The organism is Tumebacillus avium (genome assembly GCF_002162355.1).
GTDB classification, from domain to species: Bacteria; Bacillota; Bacilli; order Tumebacillales; family Tumebacillaceae; genus Tumebacillus_A; species Tumebacillus_A avium.
This window is the reverse complement of sequence record NZ_CP021434.1, coordinates 3,437,233-3,453,641: the sequence shown is the minus strand read 5'-3', so window position 1 is coordinate 3,453,641 and position 16,409 is coordinate 3,437,233. Positions and strand designations below refer to the sequence as shown.

Here is a 16,409-nt window from a genome sequence, read left to right as displayed (position 1 = left end):
CAATCACCTCAAGACACCTACTACAGAACAGGAGTGAAATTTCAGGTGGCACAAGATGCTTTTCATGTGGTAGTCCGCGGTCTTGTTGAACGTGAACTTGACTTGGAATATTCTGACTTTATCAGCGGAAAATTAGGTCCGCTCCTTGACGTTACCCCTATTGTACCAAGCTTCACGGGAATTGCGACCCCAGTTTCTTCGCTTCTCGAAATAATACAGCCGCTGGCGGAAAGCACACACGCCGTTTTTCACGCTAGCGACGATTTTCAAGCTGTCCTGCCTAAAGCTGACTTACAAAATGCCTACCTGCTGTTTCAACAAGAGGACAAGCCGTTGAAAAAAGGTTTCCCTGTGCGCCTCCTCGTGCCGGACGGCCACAGCGAATGCCTGAATGTCAAATCGGTGGTGAAGATCGAATTTGTCCAAACAGACCCCGGGCAAAAGGCGGAGTTTGGGTTTAGAAACACCGTATCGCCGGAAGAGCTGTAGCACATGGTACGTCATGGGCATACGCTGGTGCTGGAGTACAAAATCCGCAAATTCATCACGACGAAGATCCTCGCCAACAATGAATATGAAGAAGATCAGTTAGCCAAAGGCGACGGATATCTGCACAAGCTGCTGCAGGTTGTGCCGGCCTATGTGGAGCACGGAAAGATCCTCGGCAGCCGGTTTACGGAAGACGGCACGCAGATCGTTGTGCAAGCGCAAGTGACGGTGCCGGGTGCAACGGAAGCGGATGCGCTTGGTTACATCGATCAATATCGCAACGAAATTCCGGACAGCGCGTCGCTGGTCGTGAGCAAGATTACAAAGACGTAAAAAACCCCCGTTGCAGGGGGTTTTGTGATACCCTAAAAGCAAATCGCTTTTGGTTGCACTACGTAAGGGGGAAACGCCTGTGTCAAAGGATACGCTTTGTTGCGGGCTGACGATGAACGCCATCATGAGAAGCGTATACTCCGAAGGCGGAGTGCTGATTCATGACGTGCCAATGCTCGTCTGCCCTACCTGTCATAAAAGTCATCTCGCCCCCGAGTTGGAGCTGGATTTCATCATGCTGGCACACCATGCGGAAACGGATGGTGTCAAAATCGCCTCCCTGCAGGAAGCGATCGGGTCGGACAAAATTGATCGGGTGCTCTCGGCCTACCCCGAGGACGAACGTCACCGCACAGGACGGCGCGTTCTGCCTGAGCAAATCGACTCGCTGCTCGACATGATCAACATGGCGAAGTCACTCGGCGACGAGACCTGGCATACCGAACTGCTGGCTCAACTCAAGCAGTTCACCAACTGGTCGAACGTCAGATCACGATAAAGTAAGTTCATAACGGTCTAGAGAACGTCAAATTCTCCGCAGACCTGACCGTCCTGATAAGTCTTGAGATGGTGCCGGATGGTGATCATGTCGTTTTCCTTGAGGAATTCGTCAAATTCGCTTTCCGTCATCTTGCATTCCATCACCGCGCTGTTCTTCGGAAAGAAATGGTGCAGGGACTTGTCATGGCTCATCTTGGCATATTGATCATGATACAGTTGCACGGAAATCATCTCAACGCCTCCTCTTGTTTAGGATGGACGCCTATAGGATATGTAAAGGCCGAACATGCTAAACGCCCCCATCGTTTGCACGAACGGGGGCGTTTAGCTCGGTTTCTTTCGGTCAACGGTATCCATGACACTCTCCTTGTTCGTCATCAGAAGTAACATCCTCACATGACTCACAACGATTCTTGGATCGGCGGATTTCGTCTCCCTCGAAGAAACCTCCGCATTCGAGGCACACAAATTCCAACCCCTTTCACCTCCTTCTCATCATTCATTCCAACTTCTTTATTATAGACCAAACATCTGAAAAGATCAGTAAAACCAAGGCCATATTCATAATTTGTTTAGAATCATTTTTCGTACTATTTTGTGACCTTGCTTTATTGTATGCAAAAGATACCAATCCTGAACTAAGTAAAATCAAATTTTTATCGAATGCTGTCTAAAAATCGCATATTGGGGAGGATTTCTGTTCATGTACGCTCAAATGACAGGGATTGCTTTGTATGGCCTGCAAGGGATCATCGTGCAGGTGGAAGTGGATTTGGCGAACGGTCTGCCGAGTTTTGATCTGGTCGGGCTGCCCGACAGTTCGGTCCGTGAGGCAAAAGATCGGGTGCGGGCGGCGCTGCGCAACAGCGGGTTTGATTTTCCGCTTCAGCGGATCACGGCCAATCTGGCCCCGGCCGGCCTGCGCAAAGAAGGGGCAGGATACGACCTGTGCCTGGCGCTTGGCATCTTGGCGGCCGGCGGAATGATGCACAAGCCTCTGCCTGAGGGGATGGCAGCCGTTGCCGAACTGGCGCTGGACGGCACGTTGCGCCCGGTGCGCGGCATGCTGTCCTTGGCGCTGGCCGCTCAGGAGCAAGGCGTGAAACAACTGCTCGTCGCTCTGGAGAACGCCCGGGAAGCGGCCTTGGTGGGCGGGTTGCGAGTCTATGCGGCAAGGTCGCTTCAGGAAGCGTATGCGTTTTTGAACGGCAAACGGGAGATTCTGCCGTACGAACCGGACAGTTCGGTGACGGCAGAATACGGCGGGAGCGGCGAAGATGACTTTTCCGAGATCAAAGGGCAGCCGCACGTGAAACGGGCGCTGGAGATCGCGGCGGCCGGATCGCATAATGTGATTTTGATCGGACCGCCGGGCAGCGGCAAGACGATGCTGGCGCGGCGGCTGCCGACGATCCTGCCCCCGCTCACGGCAGCAGAGTCGCTGGAAGTGACGCAGGTGTACAGCGTGTCGGGGCTCTTGGCCCAGGGCGGGACGATGCTGCATGCGCGACCGTACCGCTCTCCGCATCACACGATCTCCGACGGGGGGCTGATCGGCGGCGGAACGATTCCCAAGCCCGGCGAAGTGACGTTGGCGCATGGGGGCGTGCTGTTTTTGGACGAGCTGCCGGAGTTTAAAAAATCGGTCCTGGAAGTGCTGCGCCAACCGCTGGAAGATGCGAAGGTGACGATCGCCAGGACGCAGGCGACGTATACGTTCCCGAGCCGCTTTTTGCTGGCTGCGGCGATGAATCCTTGTCCGTGCGGGTATTACGGGTCGGATTACAAGCCGTGCACGTGCACGCCGCTGCAGATCACCCGTTATCGCAGCAAAATCTCCGGCCCGCTGCTCGACCGGATCGACCTGCACATCGAAGTTCCCCGCGTCAAATACCATGACATCAAAAGCGATGCCCGCGAAGAAACCTCCGCCCAGATCCGCGAGCGGGTAACCGCAGCCCGCGCCCTTCAGCAATCCCGCCTGCAAGACCGACCCTTCCCCTGGAATGCCGCCATGACCTCTCGCGACCTCCGTCTCCATTGCCGCCTCACCCCCGAAGCCGAGTCCCTCCTCGAAGACACCTTCGAGCAGCTCGGCCTCTCCGCCCGCGCCTACGACCGCATTTTAAAAGTCGCCCGCACGATCGCCGATCTGGATGGCTGTGAACAGTTAGATGTTGCCCAAGTCGCGGAAGCCATCCAATACCGGGGACTCGACCGGAAGTTCTGGGGCGAGTGAAACGGGGGTATTCCTTCTTCTTTGTCAGGAATAGACTGATATGTTATTTTGAAATACACGGGGGTGTAACGATGGATTTTAAGTATGAGTTTGCAGGGACGGTCAAGGAAATCCGCAGGTATCCTGTCAAATCAATTTTAGGGGAGTCTTTATCATCGGTTTCGATTGATCATCGCGGTCTCTTTGGTGACAGGTTGTGGGCAATCAAAAACTCGGACGGAAAGTTTGGCAGTGGAAAAACAACACGCCGTTTTCAACTCATGAAAGGGCTGTTCAATTATAGAGCCAGGTACGTTGGGGCTGATCTGATTGTAACGATGCCTGATGGAACTGATTATCGAGTTGAAGATCACACTTTCAATGAGGCGTTGAGTGAGTCGCTAGGAATACAGGCAGCCTTAACACGAGAAGATTCCATCTCTCATTTTGACGAGGGGCCGATCAGTATCATTACGACGTCTGCAATACATAAGTTGAGTCAAGAGTTAGATGAGCCGGTAGACCCGCGTCGTTTTCGAGCAAACCTTTTGCTTGATACAGAAGCAACCGGCTTTCCCGAAAGTGATTGGATCAACCGGCCAATCAAGATCGGGCCGACAGCAATCTTGAGAGTAGTTGCACCGCTCCAGAGGTGTGTCATGGTGAACAATGCACAAGAAGAAGTAAAACAGGATGCTCGGGTACTCAAAACCCTGGCTGATCATCATGGCGGCATCTTTGGTGTTTGGGCGAAAGTTGAATGTCATGGTGAAATAAATGTTGGCGATGAGGCGAACTTATTAGAAATCAATCGTTAGAGCAATAAAAAAGCCCGTTCATTTGCGAACGGGCCGGGCTGGTTATTGCAATGGAATTTTGTTGCGTTTGCAAAACGCCTTGACCGCATCTTTCAGTTCTTTGAGCTGCTCTTTTTTCAGCGGGATCATCAAGTGCTGCGGTTTGCCTTTGCTGTCGAAGGCGGTGATGACATGCTCTTCGACGACGATCTTCTGCAGGTCGTCAGGGGCGAACTCGCGGCGCTTGAACATGCTTTGCAGCAAGATCCGGTTGTGGTTGACTTCGATGTATTGTTTGCGCAGCAAAAACACGAGCAGCATCACCGCCAGCACGCTGAAACCGGCCGCGATCGACACGGTGAGCGGGTCGGTTTTCTGAATGGCATTGTTGATCCAGATGTACGGTGATACGGCAGCAATGGCGATGAACATCCAATTGCGGTCCCCAGTAAATTTCATTCTGCTTCTCTCCTGCTCCATAGATTGTCCATCTCCAGTATACCAAAAAAGACCGCACGCCATAGTGGCCTGCGGTCTTTTTCCGTCTAAATGCGATTAGAATCCGTTGACTGCGTTAAACGCGTTCACACGGCCATACTGGTACGCGCTGCCGGTGCCTGCGGTGCTGTCAGCGGTGGTCAGGACACGGTTGACGACTGCGGAGTTAGTGGCAGTCGGCTTCTTGCCCCAGGTCAGTGCGAACAGGCCGGCAACGAGCGGAGTTGCCATCGAAGTGCCCGACATGGTGGTGTACCCGCCGTTGTAGTAGGTCGAGTAGATCGAGTTGCCCGGCGCTGCCACATCTACCCAGGAGGAACCGTAGTTCGACCAGGAGGTTCTGTTGTCATTCGCGTCGGTCGCCGCAACCGATACCACGTTGTTGTACGCCGCCGGGTAGGACGGGGTGGACACGCCGCTGTTGCCTGCTGCTGCAACTACGATGCGGTTATTGTTCCAAGCGTAGTTGATCGCGTCTTGGAACGCTTGTGTTGCTCCGCCGCCGCCCAGCGACATCGACAGAACGTCCGCCCCGTTGTCGACTGCGAAGTACACGCCGTCCACGATGTCGGAGGTGTAACCGGAACCGCGCTTGTTCAGGACTTTTACCGGCATCAGTTTCGCCGTTTGGTCCATCCCGGAGATGCCCACGCCGTTGTTGCCGATGCCCGCAGCGATCCCTGCACAGTGCGTGCCGTGGCCGTTGTCGTCGTTGGCGGAAGAAACGCGGTCGACAAACGATGCGCCCGCTACCAGTTTGCCAGCGAGGTCCGCGTGGTCGAGGTCAATCCCGGTGTCGATGATTGCGATCGTGCGGTTCGACCCGGTCACTACGCCCCAAGCTGCTGCCGATTGCACATTGGTATGATGCCATTGGCTGCCGATCAGCGGATCGTTCGGCAGTGCAGTTGTCGTATATACATAGTCGAGCTCTGCAAGTTCGACGTTCGGGTTTTTCGCATATTTAGCTTTCATCTCCGAAGCTTTGCCAAAAGGAACTTCGACCAGCGTCCAGTCGGATTTGCCTTGGCCCAGTTTGCCAAGGTCTTTCCCGCCCAGCGCGGCGTGAACGTTTGCTTTTTCTGCTGCGGCAGCGCCCGGCGTGAATTTTACCAAAATGCGGTCCGGTGCTGCTGCTGCTTCTGCAGTAGCAGTGTTTTGCGGAGCTTGGGTCGTTGCAGCGGACACACCTGCCGGAGCCAGCATGGCCAGTACTGCGACGGCCGACATCACGGCGATCGTTTTCTTCATTTCAAATTCCTCCCTGTTTTTCACAATAAATTTGTTACACTAGGGATCTTATTGTTGAAATTCAATGAATATTCAATTCTGTTGAAATATACTTTTCGACACAATTTCCATATTTTAACGCGACCAGCGGCGCGGCTTCCATCGCGGGATGGACGGACGGGCCGGCAATGCGGACGCTGATGGTTTGGTTGGATGCAGTCTGCCGAGCACATAACCAAACACACCCGTCCCCAGCGCCCACCAGACGGCGGCCGGCACCGTGAAGGGCGTTGCAGCGGATGTGGCATCAGTTTGCAGTTCCAGCGTGTTTGGCGTGGCGCTTTGGATGCGCACCGTCTCGCCGTTTAATTTGACTTCCTTGCTGCCTTGGGGCAACAGCACAACCTGATCTCCTTGGCGGAAGATCAGGTTGCCTGACGAATCGAAACCTCCATACAGCCAGCCGTCAACGACCGACTGGCCGACCGTTTTCGTTTCGCTCTCCTCTCCCCCGCCGATCAAGGCGCAGCTTGCGGCGAACAGGATGATCGCCAGCAGCAGCGGAATCAAGATCAACCACGGATTGCGGCGGGTCTGGTAGCGAAACTTCCACAGGGGAGACCCCATTTTCATGACGCTCGCCTCCTTCTCCTTCCATGTGTATGCAGCAGGTGAGCCGTCTATCTTTGGTTTGTCCTCCGCATGCGCCGTGAGCCTGTACCCTTTTTGTACATATGCTGATAAAGACCAAAACGAAAGGAGGTTTTCCTTATGTGCCGTTATCACGCAGGAAACTGCAAACAGTACGTTGGTAAAATGGTGCACGTCCAAACGCCAAACGGTCAGCATCGCGGCGTAGTGGAGCGGGTTAACAGCAAAGGGCTTTATCTGCGTCCGGTCGGCATGGCCTCCGGTGAAAAAGAGAACTTGTTTCGCACGCTTGAATCCTCTGCTTCCGACATAAACGCTGATCATGTTTTCTATGGAGGGTATGGCGGTTATGGACGTGGTTTTGGAGGTGGTTTTGGACGCGGCTATGGATATGGCTACGGTTACAATCCGGCTGCATTCTTCGTCCCGTTCCTGTCGATCCTCGCACTATCCAGCTTGTTGTTCTGGTAATTCCCGCAGGTATGAAAAAAGAGAGGGCATCTCTGCCCTCTCTTTTTGTGTGCTTATTTTTTCTTCTTGGTCTTGTTGTTGTTAGCAGACTGCATGCGCTTGGACACCTGCATCAGTTGCTTTTGGTTGAGGTTCATGCCCATGGAGCGGGCCATCGTCTGGATCTCTTTGTCGGACATCTGCATGTTGGTCATCTTGTTCTTGAGGTAGTAAACACCGCCGATGGCGCCGAGTACAAGACCGAGTACAAACGTACCGATCGCGATAAGGGTGGTAAACATGAGTATGTATCCTCCTACGTCTATCTTTCTCACCCCATGATACCACAGGCAGTATGGTTTTAAAAAGCGTTTCGTATCTGGCGGATGTTCAGAACTTCTGCAGAGTGACGATGCAGGTAGACGACGATGACGTCGAAGCGGAAACGGCGGAACGGGTGCTGGGTGGTGGAAAGATAGCGGGCAGCGAGGTGGCGGACTTGGCGCTGTTTGCGCCAGTCGACCGATTCTTCGGCGGTGCCGAAGCGCCCTGAGGTCGTCCGGGTGCGGACTTCGAGGAACAGGAGGGTGTCGCCTTCTGCGGCGATGATGTCGAGCTCGCCTTCCTGGCAGCGCCAGTTGCGGACGATCAGCTCGCAGCCTTGCCGGAGGAGCCAGTCGCTGGCGATCTGCTCGCCTAAGGCGCCGGTCTGTTTGCGGGAGCGGGTCATTGGTCACGCTCCCTTTTGTCGATGCGCTGGACAAAGGCGAGGACTTCCGCGACCACTTGGTAGAGGTCAGGCGGGATCTCTTTGCCGATGTCAAAAGCGAGCAGAGTTTCGACGAGGGCGCGGTCTTCGTGCAGCGGCACATCGTGTTCTGTTGCCAGCGACAGAATCTGCTCGGCGATCGCCCCGCGACCCCCGGCGACAATGCGAGGAGCCGAATCTTTGTTCTGGTCGTAGTGAATGGCGACTGCCTTTTTGCGGGTTGGGTCGGTCATGATTCGGCGCTCCTCTCGTTTCGGGTTAGATTTTTAAGTCAAACTGCTTGTTGGTGAGGATTGGCGGAAGCAGCGGTTGCGGTGCGCCTGGCTCCGGCTGCTTTTTGTCCTCGACTTTCAGCACGCCGAGATGGAAGCCGACTTTTTGCAGCGCGTCGCGGAGGTCGCGCTGGTCGGCAGGGGTGAGGGTCATGTCGGCCAGCTGTTCGGAAAGAAAACGGACGCCAACCACTTTGTCGACGATGTGCAGATGGATGTCCAGCTCTCCTAAGTTCGGCATGTCGAGGCGGAAAAGCACGTAGCAGTTGGCCGGGTCGATCGTTTTTTGACCGGGGCTTTTGCGGGCCATGACGTGCAGTTCCACCGTTTGCTCGTCTTTGCCATGGCGGATCGGAACGGCTGCAAACTGGTACAGCAAGTCGGCACGGTCGCCGCCCGATGTTTGCATCAACTGCTGCCCGGTGATGTTTTTCAGCACGGTGCTCAGGTCTTGCTGCAAGGTGCTGAGTCCGGCTGCATCAAGTTCAGCAGCAGCGCTCTGGGCGAGGAGCAGGGCGTGTTTCAAAGTGGTGCCTTGCTCTGCGGATGTTTTCAGCGCCTGTTGAAACGCTTGGCTGACCTGACCAGCTTCACTGTCCGGCGGAAGGCGGCGCAGGGCGTGGGCGAGCTGTTCTTCGAAATTCAGGCCTAACTGCTTCGCTTTGTCTGCCAGTTGAGCGCCCGTCTGGGTCGAGTCATCTGCACTGTGCAGCAGTTGGGTCGTGACGTGAAGAAGCTGCTCCAGGTTGACGCGCGTTGGTGCGGACAGATTGTGGTTCCCGGATGCAGGCAGGGTGTTTGCCTGAGTATTTTCCGGGAAATGAATCGTAGGCACCGCACTTTGCTGAGACGCTGGGGCAGTTGTGACTCCGTTGGCGTTCTGTGTTGGTGCGCTGGCAGCAATCGGTACCGGCGCAGCGCCTGCTGTCGGTGCAGGAGCAGCCGTTTTGGCGTTGACAGTTACAGTAGTGCCAAAACTGACCGCTTGAGTGCTTACTGTACCTTGCGCAGGTGTTGTACCTGCCTGGGTGCCTGCGGCACTTTGGGCAGGCTGCGCACCCGCTTGGGTGCTTGCGACACTTGATACAGGGGACGTGCTCGCTTGGGTGCTTGCGGCACTGGGCACAGGTGATGTGCCCGCTTGGGTGCCTGCGGCACTTGGTGCAGGCGCCGTACCTGCTTGGGTACCTGCGGCACTTGGCACTGGTGATGTTCCCGATTGAGTGCCTGCGGCACTTGGCGCAGATGTCGTACCTGCTTGGGTGCCTGCGGCACTTGGGACAGGCGTCGTTCCCGCTTGGGTACCTGCGGCACTTGGGACAGGCGTCGTTCCCGCTTGGGTACCTGCGGCACTAGGCGTTGGCGTCGTACCTGCTTGGGTGCCTGCCGTACTCGGCGTTGGCATCGTACCCGTTGTGGCGATTACTCCACCTGATGCCGCCGTCTTGCCAGTTGTCGACGCCGCCTCCGGAAACAGTCCTTGCAAGGTGCTCTGGATCTTCGTCAGCAAATCATGCAGCTTCGGCCCCGCTTCCAACGTGTGCATCGCCTCAAAGGTGCTGGGCGAAATTGGGATGCCCAGCTCAGCCAGCTTGCCAAGCGTTGCGATGTGCGACGGCGTCACCTGCGGCAGGCTGCGCAGCACGGCCAGCGCCGCACGCACCGTTTCCGGCTTCAACGGCACGCCGCGAGCCGCCAGCTCCTGCACCAGCGCCTTGGTCTCCTCCGATTCCGGCAAACCCAAAGCGCGAACAAGGCCCGCGATATCGAGCTGCTTGCCTCCTTCGCCGCTGCGGATCGGCTGCCCGACCACCTTCAGCTCCATCGCCCCTTGCTTCTGCTCTCCGGTCACCAGCAAGTCGACCTGATCGCCCGGCTTGACGTTCGCATCGAGCCGCGCCCGGACATTTTTCCCGCCGATCTGCAACCAAACTTCATCTTTGCCCGCATGCTGCATCAATGTCGCCCGCACCACACTGCCCACTTTCAGTTCGACCTTGCTCTCCAGCTCCTTAGCCCCTTGCAGCGTCGACAGGACGACCTGTCCGACTTGACCCGCATTGATCCGCATCACACACCCACCTCCCTAGGCCTTACAGGCCGGCAAAATCAAACAGCGACCCTTGCAGCAATTTCTGCACGGGCGCAAACGATTTCCGATGAATCGGACAAGGCCCGTACTCCTCCAGCGCCTGCATATGCTCCGGCGCCGAGTACCCCTTATGCCGCTCAAATCCATACTGCGGATACGCTTGCGCATACTCCGCCATCAACCGGTCCCGCGTCACTTTCGCCAAAATCGAAGCGGCCGCGATCGAAAACGAACTCGCATCCCCTTTGACGATCGGATTGTACGGCTGCACCACATCCGGAATCTTCAAAAAGTCGGTCAACAGGTAGTCCGGTACTGCTGCAAACTGCTGCTCCATCCGGCGCAGCGCCTGCCGGGCCGCTTCAAACGTCCCCTGTAAGATGTTGTGCTTGTCGATATAATCTGTATCCACCACCCCGATGCCGTACGCCACCGCACCTGTGCAGATCAGATCATACAAGCGCTCGCGAGTCTCCTCCGCGACCTGTTTCGAATCATTTAGCCCCGGCAGTTCGATCCCCTCCGGCAAAATGACCGCTGCAGCCACCACCGGTCCGGCCAGCGGTCCGCGGCCCGCTTCATCAACGCCGGCCACCAGACGATATCCCTGCTCCGCCGCGTCCCGCTCATACTGCCACATCCCGGCGCGCCAGACAGCTTCTGCAGCTGCCTTTTCCCGTTCGCGCACATAGGACTCGATCAGTTTGCGCACCCCGCTGCGCGGGTCTGACAGCAGTTGCTTTTCCTGCCGCTTGTTCGGCTCTTCCGCTTGCAGCCAGTCGCGAATTTCACCGACAGTCAGCGTTTCAAATTCAATCGTTCGTGCCATGGGAAGGAACCCCTTTCTATATCCCTTATCCTTTCGCCGCGCCGTGTTGGTTTCCTGTCCCGAACAGAAAAAACCACCGTGTCTCCACGGTGGCAATGTCTTACTCTTCGGTTGTGTTCACGACTTCCTCTTCCACCACTGCAGACTCTTCCTCTACAAAATCGGCAGGGTCTTCCAAGGTGATCCTCCCGAACTGGCCGCCGCGGAACTCGCGGATCATCAGCTTCCACGTCGCTTCCATATCGACGACGTTGCCGGCGCGGAGGAAACCGCGCTTGCGGCCGATCGCTTCCAGCGCCTCACGCGGATCGGCGGGCAGATCTTCCACGTTAAACCGCGATTCGAGCACGCCTTTATAGCGGTTGCTCATCACTTTGACGATGAAAATCGCCACCGGTTCCGTATCGAGAATCTCTTCCTTGATCGCACCGGTCGCCGCCAAGCGCAGACCCACTGCTGGGTCTTCGAATTTCGGCCAGAGAATCCCCGGCGTGTCGAGCAGTTCGAAATCTTTGCCAACCTTGATCCACTGCTGCGCCTGTGTCACACCCGGACGGTCGCCCGTCTTCGCGATCGACTTTTTCGCCATGCGGTTGATCAAAGAGGATTTGCCGACGTTCGGGATGCCGAGAATCATCGCTCTTGCTGCACGCGGGCGAATCCCCTTTTTCTTCATCGCTTCGACTTTCGGCTCGAACAGGCGCTTCGCTTCGGAGGCTGCCTTGGGCAAGCCTTCCCCTTTCAGCGCGTTGATCGACACGCAGGCGAGACCCTGCTTTTGAAAATACTGCATCCACTGGTCGGTGATGCGCGGATCGGCCAGATCGGCCTTGTTTAAGAGCACCAGGCGCGGCTTGTTCTGGACGATCTCGTTCATCATCGGGTTGCGGCTGGACATAGGCAGCCGCGCGTCGACAAGTTCAAACACGATATCGACCAGCTTTAGCTTCTCGGTAACTTCCCGGCGTGCTTTGGCCATATGGCCGGGGAACCACTGAATCGTCATCTCTCCGTTAGCTCCTTTAAGCCCGTCTTCAAGTCCTAGATGTCGCGGAACTGGTCAAACGGCCACCAGACAAATTCGGCGCGCCCGATCACCGCATCGTAAGGCACATAGCCTACTTGCGGGTCGCGGCTGTCTTTCGAATAGTTGCGGTTGTCGCCAAGGACAAAAATCGTGCCGTCCGGCACGGTAAAGACGCCGTTGTTGGTCGCGGTCGGTTCCGCAATGTAATTCTCCGACAACTCTTCCCCGTTGCGGAAGACTTTATAATCGCGAATCTCAATCTTATCGCCGGGCACACCGATGACGCGCTTAATAAAGTCTTTCGTTGGGTCGGCCGGATATTTAAAGACAACGATGTCGTTGTGCTCCGGTTTATGTAAGTAATAGACCATTTTATTGACGACAAGGCGTTCTTTGTCTTCCAATGTCGGCACCATCGATTGACCGTCCACCATAAAGATCGCAAAAGCAAATTGACGGATCAGAAGCGCCAGCAAGAACGCAACGAGCAGCGATTTGCCCCATTCCCATGCTTCTTTTCCCCAACCTTTTTTCTTTTCTTCCTGACCTGAAGTGTCTTGGTTCGTTTCGTTTTGAGGGTTAAATTCACTCATTACTGTGCCTCCCAGCTTACCTTCTTATACGAAAAAGCTACGATAGAAGACAAAGAAGGGACTTGTCGTTTCAACAAGTCCCTGTACTTTGTTAGCGGATTTCGCGGATACGTGCTGCTTTACCAGTGAGGTTGCGCAGGTAGTACAGCTTCGCACGACGTACGCGACCACGACGGGTCACTTCGATCTTATCAACCTTCGGAGTGTGGAGCGGGAACGTACGCTCAACGCCAACGCCGTAAGACATCTTACGAACGGTGTACGTTGCGCTGATACCGCCGCCACGGCGCTTGATGACAACGCCTTCGAAGACCTGGATACGCTCGCGGTTACCCTCTTTTACTTTAACGTGGACACGAACGGTGTCGCCCGCTTTGAATTGAGGAATGTCCTGGCGGATCTGTTCAGCAGTGATTGCTTTGAGCAATTCTTGGTTCATGAGTAGACCTCCTCCCTACAGGCGTTCGTAACGTGGGCTATCTAATGAGCACCAGAAAGAGGACCGCCTTGATAACAAAAGAAAGTATAGCACAGATCAGGGGAGGATGACAAGCAGTTTCCCTTGAGTATCTTGAGCGCTATTTAATCACGCGCTTGCCGTACAGGTAATTGCGCGTCCAGTAGCCGGACGACATCTTGGAGATCGTCACGCCGGTCTTCGGAACGGTGTGCAGCATCTGCCCGTTGCCGATGTACATCCCGACATGGCCGACACGGCCGTCCGAATAGCGCTCCGGATACTTGAAGAACACCAGATCGCCCGGCTTCAGCGCAGACTTGGACACCCGGCTCCCGACGGCAGACTGCTGACGGGAATCGCGCGGCAAGGTGATGCCGTGCTGTTTAAAAATATACTGCAAAAACGACGAGCAGTCCATGCGGGCCGGCGCTTCGGACGGCTTGGCCCCAAACTTGTACGGACGGCCCATATACTTCTTGCCGGTCGCGATGATCGCCTGCGCCTTGGCCGATGCGGACGTCGACTGCACCGGAGTCGCCGTGTTTCCTTGCGGCGTTGCCGGCGCCGGCGGGGATTGGCGAACAGGTTCCATCTCACGGGTCTGATATTCCGGCGGCACGCGGAGCATCTGGCCCGGCTTCAAGCTGTCGGTGGTCAGGTTGTTCGCCGCGCGCACCGCTGCGATCGTCGTGTGATGCGCCTGCGCGACTTCCCACAAGGTGTCGCCAGCCTGCACTTTGTACTGACGAGCCGGCAGTTGCACCTGGATCGAGCCGTTTTCCGCTTTGAACCAAGTGTACGTGTTGAAGACAGCGCCGACGGAACCAAGCGAAATGTAAGTGGTGCCGTTGATAAACCTCGGCGGGTCCACATGCACGTGTTCGTCGCCTTTCATCGCGGAGGTGCCGCCGATCGTCACTTTTACCGTGACCGAACCGTCGGTGGCGGTGTACGTTTTGTTGCTGTAGTTGTAGCGGATGTCATCATAGTCAAGAATGCGCGCGATATCCTTAAAGGGAACATAATAGATGCTGCCCACCAGGATCGGATCGATCGCCGATTTCATCACGCCATTGACCGCCACGCCAGCGCGGTTGACCGGTGTATGGGCAGCAACCGGCACAGCTTGCAGCGCGTGGCCGCCATGGGACGGAGATGCCTGCGCGTCCATCATCGCCGGAAGCGGCATCAGGGCAAAAGCAGCAGCGAGCATCAGACTGAGTTTCTTTTTCGAACGCATCGTCAACACTCCTCACTTCAACCTTAGATTCGACCCCATGGAACTATTGTTTGGCTCGGGCGAATCCGCAAATCGAAGCAATAGGTGGAAGAAAAGGCAAAGGACCCGTTGCAACAACGGGTCCTGTCTGCCTCTTGCGCGTTAACTGCGTAAAAAGGCGATTTCTTCCTTGTATTTTCCTTCCGGCGTTTCCAAGATGCAGGGTTTGCCTTGGGCCAGTTCGTGATGCACGATGCGTTTGATCGCGTCGCCGCCAATCGAGCCTTCGCCGATGTTGGCATGGCGGTCTTTGCGCGAATCGAACGGCGTTTTGCTGTCGTTGATGTGCCACACCTTCAGGCGGTCGAGGCCAACGGTGTCGCCGAATTTCTGCATGACGCCGTCAAAATCATTGACAATGTCGTAACCGGAAGAATATAGGTGGCAAGTGTCGAGGCAGACGCCAAGCTTGTCCTTGTGTTTGACGAGCGAAATGATTTCAGCCAGCTCTTCGAAGTTCGAGCCGAGCTTCGACCCGTCCCCGGCCATGCCTTCGAGGCAGACGAACAATTCCTCTTCCCCGGTCAAAATTTCGTTCAGGCCTTCTGCGATGCGTTTGATGCCGTATTCAACGCCGGCTCCGGTATGGGAGCCCGGATGGAAGACGATGTAGTTGATGCCGAGGTATTCGGTGCGCCGGATGTCTTCGCGCAACAGCTCTACGCCGTACTCCCACGTCTCCGGCTTGTTCGAAGCCAGGTTGATCAGGTACGGCGCGTGCACGACCGGGTCGGCGAGGTTATGTTCTTTCATGATTTCGTATGCTTTTTCGCGGCCGAAGTTTTCGATCGGGCGCGCATTGCCGCCGCGGTTGGAACGGGTATAGATCATAAAGGTGTCTGCTTCATAGTTGATCGATTCTTCAACCGCCTTGAGCAGCCCGGTTTTGGCAATGGAAACGTTTGCCCCAAGTCTCATCGTAATAGACCGTCCTCTCTCTCCCACCAAATCATGGGCATTTTTACAGTAGGAAGTTTAGCATAGGTTCCCCGGTTAGGCAATCGCGCATACCCTGACAGAGACGAAGCAAAAGGGGGTAACGCCAGTTGGCCGTTTCGATCCGCGTGTCGCTTGGCAAACGCAAGCTCGATCTGTTGGAAAACGGAAAAGTGATCAAAAGCTACCCCGTCGGTGTCGGCAAAATAGCGACTCGAACGCCGAGCGGGACGTTTAAGATCATCAACAAAGTGCCGAATCCGGGACGGCGGCCGGGCGGGCCGATCACCGTATACGGCACCTATTGGATGGGATTGTCCAAAAAGGGGTATGGCATCCACGGCACCAACCGCCCCTCTTCGATCGGCAAATATGTGTCCAAAGGCTGCATCCGCATGTATAACAAAGATGTGGAAGATTTGGCGAAGCGGGTATCGATTGGGACGGAAGTGAAAATTGTGCCGTGAATGCAAAAAGCACCTCTCCAACGGAGAGGTGCTCGTCGTTTGTTATGTAAGTTGGTGCGAGTAGCCGGACTCGAACCGGCACGGGGTTGCCCCCGACAGATTTTAAGTCTGTTGTGTCTGCCATTCCACCACACTCGCATGGGGAATTGAGAGAAAAAGTAAAGTTGGAGGTGGCACCCGGATTTGAACCGGGGGTCAAGGATTTGCAGTCCCATGCCTTACCACTTGGCTATGCCACCAACATAATGGAGCGGAAGACGGGATTCGAACCCGCGACCCTCGCCTTGGCAAGGCGATGCTCTACCCCTGAGCCACTTCCGCACGTACAGGATGTACCGTGTCCCGCGTTGCGACAGGACGTCGCGCCCTTAGCGGGGCTACCTTCCAGCGTTGCGACAGGACGTCGCGCTCTTAGCTGGGCTACCTTTGCTTCCTTAAATGGTGGCTCGGGACGGAATCGAACCGCCGACACGAGGATTTTCAGTCCTCTGCTCTACCGACTGAGCTACCGAGCCATA

21 protein-coding genes and 4 tRNA genes are annotated in these 16,409 nt (G+C 55.8%); 7 read left to right on the top strand and 18 right to left on the bottom strand.

The window, feature by feature from the left end; all coding sequences use genetic code 11:
- The first annotated feature begins 45 nt into the window (after positions 1-45).
- The 3 genes from CBW65_RS16865 (at position 46) to CBW65_RS16855 (ending at position 1,321) form a co-directional block, all read left to right on the top strand.
- Positions 46-489 carry a molybdopterin-dependent oxidoreductase gene (locus CBW65_RS16865; RefSeq protein WP_157722004.1) on the top strand — a complete coding sequence of 148 codons (444 nt, stop codon included), beginning with the start codon at positions 46-48 and terminating at the stop codon, positions 487-489.
- A 3-nt stretch (positions 490-492) separates the two neighbouring features.
- Positions 493-822: a hypothetical protein gene (locus tag CBW65_RS16860; protein ID WP_087457796.1), complete on the top strand. Its 330-nt coding sequence runs from the start codon at positions 493-495 to the stop codon at positions 820-822.
- A gap of 79 nt (positions 823-901) precedes the next feature.
- A complete protein-coding gene (locus tag CBW65_RS16855) occupies positions 902-1,321 on the top strand; it encodes a hypothetical protein (protein WP_232463349.1) in 420 nt (139 codons plus the stop codon).
- Between the two features lie 17 nt (positions 1,322-1,338).
- Here CBW65_RS16855 and CBW65_RS16850 read toward each other — a convergent pair whose 3' ends face one another.
- A complete protein-coding gene (locus CBW65_RS16850) occupies positions 1,339-1,554 on the bottom strand; it encodes a hypothetical protein (protein ID WP_087457795.1) in 216 nt (71 codons plus the stop codon).
- A gap of 472 nt (positions 1,555-2,026) precedes the next feature.
- Here CBW65_RS16850 and CBW65_RS16845 point away from each other — a divergent pair, with 472 nt between their 5' ends.
- Both CBW65_RS16845 and CBW65_RS16840 read left to right on the top strand, forming a co-directional pair.
- Positions 2,027-3,562, top strand: coding sequence for a YifB family Mg chelatase-like AAA ATPase (locus tag CBW65_RS16845; protein ID WP_087457794.1), 1,536 nt, complete (start codon positions 2,027-2,029; stop codon positions 3,560-3,562).
- A gap of 71 nt (positions 3,563-3,633) precedes the next feature.
- Entirely contained in the window at positions 3,634-4,359 is a 726-nt protein-coding gene (locus tag CBW65_RS16840) for an MOSC domain-containing protein (protein ID WP_087457793.1), read from the top strand.
- Between the two features lie 42 nt (positions 4,360-4,401).
- Here CBW65_RS16840 and CBW65_RS16835 read toward each other — a convergent pair whose 3' ends face one another.
- The 3 genes from CBW65_RS16835 to CBW65_RS16825 form a co-directional block, all read right to left on the bottom strand.
- Positions 4,402-4,797, bottom strand: a complete 396-nt coding sequence (locus CBW65_RS16835; protein ID WP_087457792.1) for a hypothetical protein — start codon at positions 4,795-4,797, stop codon at positions 4,402-4,404.
- Between the two features lie 96 nt (positions 4,798-4,893).
- On the bottom strand, positions 4,894-6,087 hold the full coding sequence (locus tag CBW65_RS16830; RefSeq protein WP_087457791.1) for a S8 family peptidase: 1,194 nt from the start codon (positions 6,085-6,087) through the stop codon (positions 4,894-4,896).
- Positions 6,088-6,201: 114 nt separating this feature from the next.
- Entirely contained in the window at positions 6,202-6,699 is a 498-nt protein-coding gene (locus CBW65_RS16825; RefSeq protein WP_087457790.1) for a hypothetical protein, read from the bottom strand.
- A gap of 138 nt (positions 6,700-6,837) precedes the next feature.
- On the opposite strand from CBW65_RS16825, the gene CBW65_RS16820 reads away from it, so the two are divergent.
- A complete protein-coding gene (locus CBW65_RS16820; protein ID WP_087457789.1) occupies positions 6,838-7,188 on the top strand; it encodes a hypothetical protein in 351 nt (116 codons plus the stop codon).
- 53 nt (positions 7,189-7,241) lie between these two features.
- On the opposite strand, the gene CBW65_RS16815 is transcribed toward CBW65_RS16820, so the two are convergent.
- The 10 genes from CBW65_RS16815 to CBW65_RS16770 all read right to left on the bottom strand — a co-directional run bounded on the left by CBW65_RS16815 (position 7,242) and on the right by CBW65_RS16770 (position 15,406).
- On the bottom strand, positions 7,242-7,469 hold the full coding sequence (locus CBW65_RS16815) for a YneF family protein (protein ID WP_087457788.1): 228 nt from the start codon (positions 7,467-7,469) through the stop codon (positions 7,242-7,244).
- A gap of 59 nt (positions 7,470-7,528) precedes the next feature.
- A complete protein-coding gene (locus CBW65_RS16810; protein ID WP_087457787.1) occupies positions 7,529-7,897 on the bottom strand; it encodes a YraN family protein in 369 nt (122 codons plus the stop codon).
- Positions 7,894-8,169, bottom strand: coding sequence for an EscU/YscU/HrcU family type III secretion system export apparatus switch protein (locus tag CBW65_RS16805; RefSeq protein ID WP_087457786.1), 276 nt, complete (start codon positions 8,167-8,169; stop codon positions 7,894-7,896). Before CBW65_RS16805 ends, CBW65_RS16810 begins: the two co-directional genes overlap by 4 nt.
- A gap of 25 nt (positions 8,170-8,194) precedes the next feature.
- The gene (locus CBW65_RS16800) at positions 8,195-10,279 is read right to left on the bottom strand and encodes a flagellar hook-length control protein FliK (protein ID WP_087457785.1); all 2,085 of its coding nucleotides are present in this window, start codon (positions 10,277-10,279) and stop codon (positions 8,195-8,197) included.
- A gap of 22 nt (positions 10,280-10,301) precedes the next feature.
- Positions 10,302-11,129: a ribonuclease HII gene (locus CBW65_RS16795; protein ID WP_087457784.1), complete on the bottom strand. Its 828-nt coding sequence runs from the start codon at positions 11,127-11,129 to the stop codon at positions 10,302-10,304.
- A gap of 100 nt (positions 11,130-11,229) precedes the next feature.
- The gene (gene ylqF / locus CBW65_RS16790) at positions 11,230-12,135 is read right to left on the bottom strand and encodes a ribosome biogenesis GTPase YlqF (RefSeq protein WP_087457783.1); all 906 of its coding nucleotides are present in this window, start codon (positions 12,133-12,135) and stop codon (positions 11,230-11,232) included.
- Positions 12,136-12,170: 35 nt separating this feature from the next.
- On the bottom strand, positions 12,171-12,749 hold the full coding sequence (gene lepB, locus CBW65_RS16785) for a signal peptidase I (protein ID WP_087457782.1): 579 nt from the start codon (positions 12,747-12,749) through the stop codon (positions 12,171-12,173).
- A gap of 91 nt (positions 12,750-12,840) precedes the next feature.
- Positions 12,841-13,188 carry a 50S ribosomal protein L19 gene (gene rplS, locus CBW65_RS16780; protein WP_087457781.1) on the bottom strand — a complete coding sequence of 116 codons (348 nt, stop codon included), beginning with the start codon at positions 13,186-13,188 and terminating at the stop codon, positions 12,841-12,843.
- 139 nt (positions 13,189-13,327) lie between these two features.
- Positions 13,328-14,449 carry a C40 family peptidase gene (locus CBW65_RS16775; RefSeq protein ID WP_087457780.1) on the bottom strand — a complete coding sequence of 374 codons (1,122 nt, stop codon included), beginning with the start codon at positions 14,447-14,449 and terminating at the stop codon, positions 13,328-13,330.
- A 141-nt stretch (positions 14,450-14,590) separates the two neighbouring features.
- A complete protein-coding gene (locus tag CBW65_RS16770) occupies positions 14,591-15,406 on the bottom strand; it encodes a deoxyribonuclease IV (protein WP_087457779.1) in 816 nt (271 codons plus the stop codon).
- 128 nt (positions 15,407-15,534) lie between these two features.
- On the opposite strand from CBW65_RS16770, the gene CBW65_RS16765 reads away from it, so the two are divergent.
- On the top strand, positions 15,535-15,891 hold the full coding sequence (locus CBW65_RS16765) for a L,D-transpeptidase (protein ID WP_087457778.1): 357 nt from the start codon (positions 15,535-15,537) through the stop codon (positions 15,889-15,891).
- A gap of 52 nt (positions 15,892-15,943) precedes the next feature.
- Here CBW65_RS16765 and CBW65_RS16760 read toward each other — a convergent pair.
- The 4 genes from CBW65_RS16760 to CBW65_RS16745 form a co-directional block, all read right to left on the bottom strand.
- Positions 15,944-16,029: transfer RNA gene (locus CBW65_RS16760), tRNA-Leu, on the bottom strand.
- Between the two features lie 27 nt (positions 16,030-16,056).
- Positions 16,057-16,130 (bottom strand) — tRNA-Cys (locus CBW65_RS16755).
- Between the two features lie 7 nt (positions 16,131-16,137).
- Positions 16,138-16,212 (bottom strand) — tRNA-Gly (locus tag CBW65_RS16750).
- Positions 16,213-16,330: 118 nt separating this feature from the next.
- Positions 16,331-16,406 (bottom strand) — tRNA-Phe (locus tag CBW65_RS16745).
- Between the last annotated feature and the right edge of the window lie 3 nt (positions 16,407-16,409).